Here is a 12,145-nt window from a genome sequence, read left to right on the forward strand (position 1 = left end):
TGCGGTGCGGCTGATATCGGCGACCACATCGCCCTTTGCATGCTCCAATGTCATGGCGCGAAAGCTCCATGTTCATCGGCCTATTGCAAGGTGCCTTGATGCACCGCTTACCCTGCACGGGACGACCTGCACCGCCTGTATGGCGCGATAAGCTCGTCACTGTTGAACAACCGGGACGTGATGCTACATGACGGCCACGGCGCTGGACCGTGGGCAAATAGGCCTTAGACTGCCGGCATGGATTGGCTCGGCAATCTCATGGCGAACCATAAGGCTGAGATCGTCGACTGCGCGAGGATATTGAGGCGTTGCGGGCAACCCCGCACGAGCTCACGGACGAAATCATTGGACAATCTCAGGATGATTGAGGTTTGGAAACGGATCGTGGTTAACACGGAATCCGATATTTATATCGTCACTGTCTAGCCGGTTATGCTCTAGCCTGTTGATATCTTTTTCAGAACTATATTAAATGATTTCATTCTGAACGCGATTCGGTGAGTAATGTTGAACGTGCTTAAACAACCGGGCGGCCAGGTTTGGGCTGCCGACGCTCCCAACTGGGCCAACCTTGATGGCAAGGACCATTTGAAAATTGGGGTAACATCGGCATCAATAGCGGCTGGTGCCGATAGAGGCATGCAGTGGTATTTGGGGCAGCTTTACGGTGTCGTCGGGCCGGGGCTGATCTTCGCACAACACGTCTTTCAAGGTTTGAAACGGGACATGTTGGTGCGCAACGATATGAAGGCCGACGAGAAAAAGCTGGCGGTTTCTTGGCCGGCACCTCAAGACGCAAAGCTTGTCGGCGGCCCACAGAATGGCAGATTAGAGTTTTATCCAGCCCCGGCCCAGTGCGTCTTTGTCGTTTACATCTCGCCAAATGAGATGATAGAGCAATTCCCTGACATATACGGCTGGGCTGAGCATTGGACGTGGGTTGCGGAAAACCACGACCTCGCCGGCGCGCCTATAGAGTCGGAATCGCGGTATGGAAATAAGCTCTGGTCTAAGGGTTAGGCCGGGGCTTTTCGCACGTTGGAAAAGGGAGATTGTTTCGTGAACACGGAATCCGCATTGGTGAGACTACCGGACGGCGTTTCGCTGAGCGCCTTTGTACCTGTTGCTTATTTTGACAAGCACATGGATTGCCTCCGAGTCGTTACCATGGACCGTAGCGTCACCGAACATCGAGTTGACGGGTTCTTGACGCTGCATAAATCCAATCATCGGCTCGACCTCGATCCCGAGTATGTCGGGTTCACAATAAAGGGCATACGCCACTTGTTTGAGTCTGTTGGGCTGGATTTGAACGGCGTCCATCGTCTCGCCGACATCATCGATCGCCTGGTGAAACACCGCCCCGGCTCGGCAATGTCGACGGTGCTTGAATTGGTGTATCGCGACTTCAAAGAAAATGGCGACCTAGAGGTCGACCTAGCGGCTTGATGTTTTTCAGAGTGGCGAGGCCAACTCGCCGCTTTCAAGCTGAAACGTGCCGCTGCCAATAGCCGGTCGCAATTCGCGCCACGCGGCTTCCTGCGCATAGCGGAGAAGATAAGCGCCAGCGATATGGTGGTGGCCGATCTCGGCGCGACGCAGGCGGCTGAATATTCCTCTGCTATATTCGTGCAAGCGCCGTCCGCGCTGTAATCCTCTTGATGAGAACGCCATTTCGAATGCATTGAGATCGGGCGAGTAGGCCGGCGGTGGCAGCAGCCAGGCACCGCGCTGGCGCACCAGTTCGGCCGCCCGCTCGCTCTTGTGGAAGGCGACATTGTCGAGGATGACGACGTCGCCCGGTTTGAGTTCGGGTGCAAGCTGGGTCTCGACATAGAGTTCAAAACGCGCCTTGTTCATCAGCGCATCGACGATCCAAGGCGCGATCATGGCATGGCATCTCAAGCCGGCGATGAAGGTCTGCGTCTTCCAGCCGCCGAACGGTGCGGATGTTCGGTAGCGTTTGCTCTTGGGTGACCGCGGCAAGGTCGCTATCGACCGCGCACCCACCGTCAGAGCTGAGCCTCTTGGCACAGGCGAAGGCTCTGTCGATATGCCGTCGTGCATCTTTGGTCCATTTATCGGCTGGATGATTACTATTCAAACAATCAATTTTACCGACCTAACCAGATCCCATTAGAGGATCCTGAATTACAGCGCGTTAGGTATCCCTCGTCGTAATTGGTGCGTCGACCGAGGCTGCCGGAAAGAAGTCGGAGACGGCATGTGCGGGATTGTTGGTATCGTTGGGCAACAGCCCGTGTCGGAGCGGTTGGTCGACGCGTTGAAGCGTCTGGAATATCGCGGCTATGATTCCGCCGGCGTTGCGACGATCACTGAGGGCATCTTGCAGCGCAGGCGCGCTGCGGGCAAGCTCGTCAATCTCGAGACGAGACTGAAGGCAAAGCCGCTAAACGGCTCCATCGGCATCGCCCACACGCGCTGGGCCACCCACGGAGCGCCGACGGAAGGCAATGCGCACCCGCACTTTACCGACGGTGTGGCCGTCGTTCATAACGGCATCATCGAGAATTTTGCCGAGCTGAAGGAGGAATTGACGGCGGCGGGAGCCGAGTTCCGGACCGACACCGACACGGAAGTCGTCGCGCATCTTGTGGCAAGACACCGCCAGGAGGGCATGGGGCGGGGCGAAGCGATGCATGCCATGCTGAAACGCATCAAGGGCGCCTACGCGCTCGCCATCCTTTTTGAGGATGATCCGTCGAGCATCATCGCAGCGCGCAATGGACCACCGTTGGCAATCGGCCATGGCGATGGCGAGATGTTTCTGGCATCCGACGCGATCGCACTTGCCCCCTTCACGAATGAAGTCACCTATCTCGTCGACGGTGACTGGGCGGTAATCGGAAAGGGGGGTGCCGATATCTTCGATTTTGACGGCTACCCCGTAGAGCGTCCGCGTCAGACCTCCATGGCTGCGGCTTATCTGACCAACAAGGGCAAACATCGCCACTTCATGGAGAAGGAAATCTACGAGCAGCCCGAGGCCATCGGCCATGTGCTCGCCCATTATGTCGGCTTGATCGAGAACAACGCCGATCCGATTCCTAGCTTCGATTTTGCCAGCATTCCGAGCCTGGCGATCTCTGCCTGCGGCACCGCCTACCTCGCCGGACTGATCGGAAAATACTGGTTCGAGCGCTATGCTCGCCTGCCAGTCGAAATCGACGTTGCGTCCGAATTTCGCTACCGCGAGATCCCGTTGTCGCCCCAGTCTGCTGCTCTTTTCATTTCGCAATCTGGCGAAACCGCGGATACGCTGGCCTCGCTGAGATACTGCAAGAAGCTTGGACTGAAAATTGGCGCAATCGTCAATGCCGCCGAATCGAGTATCGCTCGGGAGGCCGACGCGGTCTTCCCGATCCTTGCCGGCCCGGAAATCGGCGTCGCCTCCACAAAGGCCTTCACCTGCCAGCTTGCCGTCCTTGCCGTACTTGCCATCAGCGCCGCCCGGCACCGCGGAACGGTAACCGAAAATGAGGTGCAGGCGCTGGTCCGAAGCCTTGCCGAAATGCCGCGCATTATGGGCCAGGTCCTGAACAGCATCCAACCTAAGGTAGAGCTTCTGGCGCGCGAATTATCCAAGTATCATGACGTCCTGTATCTTGGCCGTGGCACCAGTTTCCCGCTGGCGATGGAAGGTGCGCTGAAGCTCAAGGAGATTTCCTACATCCACGCCGAGGGCTATGCGGCGGGTGAATTGAAGCACGGTCCGATCGCATTGATAGACAAGAACATGCCGGTGATCGTCATCGCGCCATTTGATCGCATTTTCAACAAGACCGTCTCCAATATGGAGGAAGTCGCCGCCCGTGGAGGGCGGGTTATCCTCGTCACCGACGAAAAAGGAGCAACCGCATCCAAGCTCGACACCATGCACACGATCGTGCTGCCAGCTGTCGACGAGATTATCGCGCCCATGATCTTCTCGCTGCCCATACAGCTTCTTGCCTATCACACAGCGGTCTTCATGGGCACAGATGTCGACCAGCCGCGCAACCTCGCAAAATCAGTCACCGTCGAATGATTGTAACGCGCTCATAGCTGGGGTCCCAGCCTTCAAGTAACAAAGCGCATCGCCACCGACACCGGGATTTCGAAGAGATCCATATCACGGTCCGCGGCCAGGTGGATATATCTTATTGCTCTATCGGTATTGTGGGCGACCGCATCGAACTCAGCCAGGCGCGTGACTTGCCGGGGCCCAGCGCGCATCAGACCGAAAAAATGCCGCGAGCGGCCACCGCCTGGCGCGCCCAAGGGCATTGGCGTTGATTTTTGGATGCCCGTGATGCGGAAACCGTGAACAATCGCCCGGCGATCCTGAGTGACTTCGCGCGCGGACCTCACGTTCGCTTTATCAGGTCGCCACCCTCCAGCATATGCCGGAGGTGGCACTAATCATGTCGAGATTGCCGGTTGCTCGATCCCTACTTTGTTCGCCATGCGGCTCGTCCAGCTCGACGCGCATCTTGTCTTGGTTGGTGACGAAATAGGGCGAGAGATAACCGCGGTCGAATTGCATGCCTCGACGACTTCCAGCTCGGTCTCAGCGTCTTGGCTTCTTCGACGGTGATGACGCCCACGTTGCCGACCTACTGCATGGCTTCGGCGATCATGGTGCCGACCGACTCGTCGCCATTGGCCCAAATCGTGCCGACCTGGGCGACTTCCTCGGAGCTCGTGATCTTCTTAGCAGCCTTGCCGAGCGCCGCGACGACTTCGGTGACGGCGAGGTCGATGCCACGCTTGAGGTCCATCGGGTTCATGCCGGCAGCAACCGCCTTGGTCCTTCGCGAGAACCGTCGCGGTCGTGGTGCCGTCGGCGGCCATCGGCTCAACATCGGTTGAAAAATTGGTAACAGTGAACACGGAATGAACCGCCCCATGTTGGAGCGCCGCGCGTTCGAAGGTTGGTTCGCTCGGGATCAGCGGCTGCTATAAATCCAATGGATGGAGAAGAATGGCTTCAGGACAGCGCCTCGCGGCAAGTACCATGAAGAACATGCTTCCACAACGCGATCAGAAGTTTTCTCCCGAACGGCATTGATGCCAGCTTGCTAGGCAAATGTCGGGCAAAGGCACCCGTCGCGGCCGCTGCTGCTCACGCGTTTACGGGTCACAGGGGCCGCGCGAGCTCAGCCTGCTGTTTCTCCCGCATGGCGCATGCTGCCGCAACCATGTTAATGAGGGCAGGGCGGACCTCCTCCCATTTGCGAGTTTTGAGGCCGCAGTCCGGATTTATCCACAGTTGACCATCGGAGAGTCGCTCGCGGGCAAGCATGACGAGCTCCGAAATCTCGGCGACTTCCGGAATGCGCGGTGAGTGGATGTCATAGACTCCGGGACCGATTTCGTTCGGATATTTAGAGCTCGTAAAGGCGTCCAGCAGTTCCATTGCCGAGCGCGATGTCTCAATCGAAATTACATCCGCGTCCAGCTCAGCGATCGCGTCGATGATCTCGTTGAACTCCGAATAGCACATGTGGGTATGGATCTGAGTCGAGTCCTTTACACCTGTTGAAGCGATCCGGAAGCATTCGACCGACCAGTCAAGATAGACCTTCCAGTCGCACTTGCGCAGCGGCAAGCCTTCGCGAAACGCGGCCTCGTCGATCTGGATCATCCTTGCGCCTGATCTTTCGAGGTCCGTCACTTCATCGCGAACAGCGAGCGCGATCTGGCGGCAGACCTCGGAGCGGGGTACGTCGTCGCGAACAAAAGACCAATTGAGAATGGTCACTGGGCCTGTAAGCATTCCCTTGACAGGCTTTTGCGTAAGCGACTGGGCGAATTGCCACCAGCGCACAGTCATCGGATTGGGGCGCGATACGTCGCCGAAGATGATGGGGGGACGCACGTAGCGCGACCCATAGCTCTGCACCCAGGCATGTTCGGTGAAGGCGAAGCCGGAAAGTTGCTCGCCGAAATGCTGTACCATGTCGTTTCGTTCGAACTCGCCATGCACCAGCACGTCCAGCCCGATCTCGTCCTGCCAGCGAATAGCAGCCTCGATCTCCTTCTTCAGAAAGGTTTCGTAGTCGACATAGCTGAGCCGGCCCTTCGCGTGAGCGGAACGCGCCTTGCGCACCTGAGGCGTCTGCGGAAAGGATCCAATGGTCGTCGTCGGGAACGGCGGCAGGCCGAGCGTGCGGGCCTGGACCCTGGAACGCTCGGCAAATGCGCTCTTTCGTTGCTTCATGGCGCTTTTGATGTCGGCGATCCGCCCTTCAACGAGCGGGTCATGGACCTTCGTGGATGTTGCGCGAGTCGCGGCAGCCTCGGTAGAAGCTTTCAACTCGCCAGCCACGGCGTCTTTACCTTGGGACAAGCCCGAGCCAGGATGACCAACTCGTCGGTCTTCTGGGCCGCGAAGGCGAGCCACGACCTGATGTTCGCATCCAGTGCCGTCTCCATACGCAAGTCGATCGGCACATGCAGCATCGAGCACGAAGGCGCGATCTCGACTCGATCCAAGGGCCAGCCCGCGACGATCGGCTTGATGCGGTCGAGAATGGCAGTGAGGTTCGCGCGCCAGACGTTGCGGCCATTGATCAAGCCAAGCGATAACACCAGATCCTTGGGCGCGAGCCGACCAGCCGTCTCCAACTGTTCGGGAGCATGGGAGAGATCAAGATGCAGGCCGGCCACGGGCAGCGATATCGCTGTCTCGAGATTGTCTCCCAGCGGCCCGAAATAGGTAGCCAGCATGATCTTCAATGCGATACCCCGATGGTTGGGGCGTGGGGGACAATGAAGGCGCCAGTAGGCCGGTACGAACGCCGGGCTGCAGCGGCCACCGAGACACCCCGCCCGTGGACAATAGTTCGCCGTGGCAGGTCTCCTGGCTCAGGGGTCATCGCCTCTACCCGCCTTCCCGAGGCTGTTCGCCTCAGTGACATGAGTGGGGTCGGCTCGCCTCTAACAGTTGCGGGGGCAGCGCCGGCATCGCACCGGCTTCTTAGCTCCGCTGCGGCAGCGCCGTACGGAGAACCATGGCTTGGACACAATCACAGCAGTCCGCTCTTTTGTCAATCTCGCATAAAGAAATCTTTATGTCATTATGTGGACGCGCTTTGTACCGTCGCAGTGATTTCCAAGCCGCGTGGAGGGACGAACAAGGGGCGTTTGGATCGTGAATATGTTTAGTTCGGCAGGCGGTAAGGCAGATTGGCTAGATGAAGCCAGACCTTGCCCGCTGCAGGTGGCCGGGCCAAATCGGCAAATGGGCGCTGTGCAGAACTGTGCCAGACGGTGCGATCCGGCTCGGCTGCGCAAGGGTTGCAGGGCCTTTGGTCGGACCGATTTGGCGGAAGGGCAGGGTGGCGCCCCCAGCAGAACTGCGAGGCTAGAATAGGTCTCTTGCTGGAGTACGCCAATGTGGGCGTCCGCGCGCCAACTGATATCAAGATCCCCTGAAACCGGTAAGTGGCCCCAACCCGTTTCCGCGTTCCGGTAACTAGACTGGAACGCCAAGAGGAAAACCGCCCTCAACGGGATGCACGTGCGACATTTCGATTTGCCCGCGCTTTCCTAAACAGCTTTCACTAGGAGGAAGGAAGCTAGTCCTTGGCACGCCCCTACAGCAGCCCGGCTTGCTCGGCCTCGCGGCGCAGGTTCTGGCGCGGGCGCGGGCCGATCTGCTGGATCACCAGGCCGGCGGCCAGCGAGCCGAGATCGCCGCACTCCTTGAGGCTGCGTCCGGTCGTGTAGCCGTAAAGGAAGCCGGCGGCATAGAGGTCGCCGGCGCCGGTCGTGTCGACCAATTGCTCGATCGCCGTCGCCTCGATGGTGACGGTCTCGTCGCCGCGCACGATGACCGAGCCTTTCTCAGAACGGGTGACGGCGGCTATTCTGCAGTCCTTGCGGATGGCGGCCAACGCCTCCTCGAACGAGGAGGTCTCGTAGAGAGACTTGATCTCGTGGCTGTTGGCAAAGATGATGTCGACGGTGCCGCAGCGCATCAGCTCGAGGAACTCGTCGCGATAGCGGTCGACGCAGAAGGAATCCGATAGCGTCATCGACACTTCGCGGCCGGCGGCATGCGCCAGCCTCGCGGTCTGCCGGATCGCTTCCTTGGCGCGCGGCGGATCCCACAGATAGCCTTCGAAATAGGTGACCCTGGCGCCGGCGGCCTTGTCGGCCTCGACGTCCTCCGGCCCGAGTTCGATGCAGGCGCCGAGATAGGTGTTCATCGAACGCTCGCCATCCGGCGTGACGAAGATCATCGAGCGCGCCGTCGGCGGCTCGCCCTGGAGCGGCCTGGTGTCGAAGGCCACACCCTGGGCATGGATATCGTGGGTGTAGATTTCGCCGAGCGCGTCGTTCGACACCTTGCCGAAGAAGGCGGCGCGGCCGCCGAAGCTCGCGACACCCGCCGCCGTGTTGCCGGCGCTGCCGCCCGAAGCCTCGATCGCCGGCCCCATGCGGCTGTAAAGCAGCTCGGCGCGCCTGGTGTCGATGAGGTTCATCGCGCCCTTGATGATGCCGTTGGTCTCGAGAAAAGCCTCGTCGCACTGGGCGATGATGTCGACAATGGCATTGCCGATGCAAAGCACGTCATATTCCGGCATCAAAGTCTCCGCCAACGACTGCCGGCTTTCTGCCACGCCGGCCGGGCGCGCGATCAGTTGGGATGGGCTTTCAACATGCCAATCTATTCGGCACGAGTCTCGCGGCGCTGAGAGCCTTGCATCGCGCCGTAGGTGCCAGCCTCTCCCAGGTAGACTCACCCGAAGTGCTCATAGGTCGCGGCTTTGTGACCCGAAATAAATGCACCCGGCTTGACCTCGCTGCCCTCAAACAGGCTTGGGATTCCTACCACTTTTAGCGAATTGGTATTGCAAAGCCTCTGTGAATTTTATGGAAGGATCTCTTACGATGCTCAACCGAAACGCAACGCTATGGCGGAGACGATCCGAGGTGGTAGCGGGGCTGATGGTGCCGCGCGACGGGGCGTGCGAGACGGCTATTTGACCGGTTTGCACTCCGCCGTCTGGCTGGTCTCAGTTGATTAACCGTGTTGTGAAGCAGATGACAGGTGCCGACCTTGCCCCGTTAGACAGAGCGCGCGGAGGCCCGAGAGGGATTGCTGGCTTGACGGTGCAGCGCCTGCAAAATCACGCGACTGGCGCGACCATTTCCGGTCAATCTCGCGAACGCGGCAGCGCGATAGGAAAATTCCTACTCTGCTGCCGCTCAGGCGCAACAGTCCTTGTTAGGCGGAGGCTTGTCGGGCGGCTGTGGGATGTTCCAGATATGCACCATCGATGGCTTTCTGGCCTCGACAGTCAGATACGAGGCGTAAGCCTTCACTCGTCTAATCCCTGGCCTCCACGGCATTTCCGACCTTGGGTTTACGCCAGCGACGTCGATCAAATGGGAACATAATGTAATCCCGCACGGTCAGCGGCTCGGGCTGGTTTCGCATGCCAACCTCCGGCCACTCATTCTTTTTTGGCCAGTATGCCGTTAGAAAAATCGTATCCCAGAGGGTTGTGAAAAACCCATAGTTTCGGTGCCGGTGATGCGGTTCCATCGAGTGGTGGATGCGGTGGAATTTGTTGTCGCCAATAATGTATCGAAGCGGCCCAAGATTGATGCGGGTACTAGAGTGCGAAAGATGGGCCTGGAACGTAATCAGCGTCATGGCAACGATGGGCACCACGCCAGATTCAAAATGGATCAGAGCGAGTGGCAGTGCTACCAGCGCTGCGTAAACAAGGGGTTCGGAGATGTGATGATTGCAATTCCATGCCGTCAATTCGCGGATCGAGTGGTGCGTAGCGTGAAGCCGCCAGAGGAATGGAACAGCATGCTGAGCGCGGTGCATCCAATAATAAAAGAAATCGCCAGCAATCGCGACTAAAACCCCGGAAAGGACCGCCAATCCACTGGCGACGATTGCGTTGTCAGAGTGGAGCAAGGTTGCGAAATTGATCGTTACCAGCGGCTTTATTCCTAACCAGGCCAGACCAACAGCGAAGAAGTGCCAAACAAACGCACCCAACCCGAGCCGAATAAGCCAATTCCGCACGCCGCGAGCGTATGAGGCAAGACTGTATCGATAGGCCGGAACGGTGAACTCCAGCGCGGCGCAAATGGTGGCGAAGACCACCACCAGCTCAAGCGAGTTCACGAAGATCTGCGATATGTGATTAAAATCGAGAATTTGCATTTGTTTGCTCCGGCGAATCGTTCAAGCTGCGCTAGCTTCAGGTCGGAACATCGAGGCAGTCATTTTCGTCATCAGGGCGAATCCAATCGTTGTTAGATCTCCGGCGCGGCCCGATAAATTCGAGGTGGGCACCCGAATTTGTATCCGCGCACAAAGTACCCAATTGCACGTAGCGGTCATGCAATTTGCTTTTCGTGCGCATTCAGCGGTGATTATTTCGTCGGTACGCGGGGCATCGCGGGAGCGGACTATGCGGGGTTCTCCTGGATTGGTAAAATCGATTGTTTGGATGAGACGTATCCGTTCCCTAAATGGTCGGAAAAGCCCTTGGGCGAGTTGGCTTGCCCGAGGCGACAGACTATGCGTCAGTGTTGCGGCGGCAACTTGCCACGGCAAAAGAGCGTTGCAAAAATCAGCGTAAGTGTCACGAGCACCGCACGGCTGGGTAGTTGGTTGACAGAGGCAGGTCAGATGCGGGCTGCATCGTGACGCTTACTAACCAGCAGCTCGGCGCGCAGGGTGTCGACGAGGGTCATCGCGACTTGCTAATGCATTGCTTTTTTGGAAGTCCGCGTCGTGCGCGATGATTTCGACAATGGCATCGCCGATTTAAAGCAAGTCACATTTCACCATCAATAGCTTTCTTGGTTCGCCAACGGACCCCGGCTTTCTTCCATGCCGACCGGCTGAGGTGTGGTCATAGAAGGGTGTTGCGCATCCTTTTGGCGCCGGGTTTCAAGGTGCGGCGAGCCCTGCCTCGCGCCGCAAGTCGTCGGCTCTGTCAGTCCTCTCCCAAGTGAACTCGGGCTCTTCGCGACCGAAATGCCCATAGGTCGCAGTCTTGCGGTAAATCGGGCGTAAGAGATCAAGCATCTTGATAATGCCCTTCGGTTTGAGATCGAACAACTCAGGAATGAGCTGCTCGATCCTTCTTTCCTCGACTCTTGCTGTCCCGAAAGTATTGACCATGACAGAAACCGGACTGGCCACGCCGATCGCGTAAGCAAGCTGCACCTCGCAGACGTCCGCGAGTCCGCTAGCCACCACATTCTTCGCAACATATCGGGCGGCATAGGCAGCCGAGCGGTCAACCTTGGATGGGTCCTTGCCCGAAAAGGCGCCACCGCCATGACGCCCCATTCCACCATAGGAATCGACGATGATCTTGCGTCCGGTGAGGCCGCAGTCGCCGCGGGGCCCGCCGACTACGAACCGCCCTGTTGGGTTGACCAGAATTCTGATGTCTTTCGTTTCCAGGTCGGCCGGCAGGACCGGCTTTATTATTTCCTCAATGACCCCCTCGCGAACTGTCTCTTGCGAGACCTGCTCATTGTGTTGCGTCGACACGACGATGGTATCCAGGGCGACGGGACGTAAGCCCTCATAACGCACGGAGACTTGGGATTTCACGTCGGGGCGCAACCAGCTAAGATGACCTGCCTTGCGAACATCCGCCTGTCTTTTCGTCAAACGGTGGGCGAGCTGGATCGGCAAAGGCATCAGAGTATCGGTCTCGCGGCATGCATAGCCGAACATGAGGCCTTGATCTCCTGCTCCCTGTTCGAGATCTTGTCCCCGACCTTCGTCAACCCCTTGGCTAATGTCGGGTGACTGCTCGGTGAGGGCATGAATGACGGAGCAACGCCGGCCGTCAAAGCCAACCGCCTCATCGTCGTATCCAATATCAACAATCGTATCGCGGGCCACTTGGCCGTAGTCGACCGTCACATCGCTGGTAATCTCGCCAGCAAGAACGACGGTTCCTGTCTTCACCAAGGCTTCACATGTCTTCACCAGGGCTTCACAAGCGACGCGCGCCTTCGGATCGAAGCGCAAGACTGCGTCGAGGATTGCGTCCGAGATGTTGTCGGCGAGCTTGTCCGGGTGTCCCGCGCCAACCGATTCGGAAGAGAAAACGAACTGCCTAGCCATGAAATGCCTCGCTTC

General features: G+C 58.4%; 6 protein-coding genes, 4 pseudogenes and 1 riboswitch. Of the genes and pseudogenes, 3 read left to right on the forward strand and 7 right to left on the reverse strand.

What is annotated here, in order from left to right; all coding sequences use genetic code 11:
* Positions 1-504: 504 nt before the first annotated feature.
* Positions 505-1,020 (forward strand): hypothetical protein, encoded by a 516-nt coding sequence (locus tag RFN28_RS20155; protein ID WP_320289072.1) that lies wholly within the window; start codon positions 505-507, stop codon positions 1,018-1,020.
* Positions 1,021-1,059: 39 nt separating this feature from the next.
* A complete protein-coding gene (locus RFN28_RS20160) occupies positions 1,060-1,449 on the forward strand; it encodes a hypothetical protein (protein WP_320289073.1) in 390 nt (129 codons plus the stop codon).
* Positions 1,450-1,455: 6 nt separating this feature from the next.
* Here RFN28_RS20160 and RFN28_RS20165 read toward each other — a convergent pair.
* A pseudogene (locus tag RFN28_RS20165) lies at positions 1,456-1,667 on the reverse strand (transposase); the annotation flags it as partial.
* 55 nt (positions 1,668-1,722) lie between these two features.
* Positions 1,723-2,067, reverse strand: a pseudogene (locus tag RFN28_RS20170) (transposase); the annotation flags it as partial.
* 157 nt (positions 2,068-2,224) lie between these two features.
* Between RFN28_RS20170 and glmS the strand changes: the two are divergent.
* Complete coding sequence (gene glmS, locus RFN28_RS20175) at positions 2,225-4,048, forward strand: glutamine--fructose-6-phosphate transaminase (isomerizing) (protein ID WP_320289074.1); 1,824 nt, start codon at positions 2,225-2,227, stop codon at positions 4,046-4,048.
* Between the two features lie 417 nt (positions 4,049-4,465).
* Here the strand turns inward: glmS and RFN28_RS20180 are convergent.
* From RFN28_RS20180 to metK, 5 genes and pseudogenes are all read right to left on the reverse strand, one after another.
* Positions 4,466-4,851 (reverse strand): annotated as a pseudogene (locus RFN28_RS20180) (TCP-1/cpn60 chaperonin family protein); the annotation flags it as partial.
* A 289-nt stretch (positions 4,852-5,140) separates the two neighbouring features.
* Positions 5,141-6,741, reverse strand: a pseudogene (gene metE / locus RFN28_RS20185) (5-methyltetrahydropteroyltriglutamate--homocysteine S-methyltransferase); the annotation flags it as partial.
* Between the two features lie 97 nt (positions 6,742-6,838).
* Positions 6,839-7,034, reverse strand: a riboswitch (cobalamin riboswitch).
* Positions 7,035-7,601: 567 nt separating this feature from the next.
* On the reverse strand, positions 7,602-8,594 hold the full coding sequence (locus RFN28_RS20190; protein ID WP_320289075.1) for an adenosine kinase: 993 nt from the start codon (positions 8,592-8,594) through the stop codon (positions 7,602-7,604).
* Between the two features lie 746 nt (positions 8,595-9,340).
* Complete coding sequence (locus RFN28_RS20195) at positions 9,341-10,198, reverse strand: sterol desaturase family protein (RefSeq protein WP_320289076.1); 858 nt, start codon at positions 10,196-10,198, stop codon at positions 9,341-9,343.
* 735 nt (positions 10,199-10,933) lie between these two features.
* Positions 10,934-12,130 (reverse strand): methionine adenosyltransferase, encoded by a 1,197-nt coding sequence (gene metK / locus RFN28_RS20200; protein WP_320289077.1) that lies wholly within the window; start codon positions 12,128-12,130, stop codon positions 10,934-10,936.
* Positions 12,131-12,145: the final 15 nt, after the last annotated feature.

It is taken from the genome of Mesorhizobium album (assembly GCF_033977205.1).
Lineage (GTDB): Bacteria > Pseudomonadota > Alphaproteobacteria > Rhizobiales > Rhizobiaceae > Mesorhizobium > Mesorhizobium album.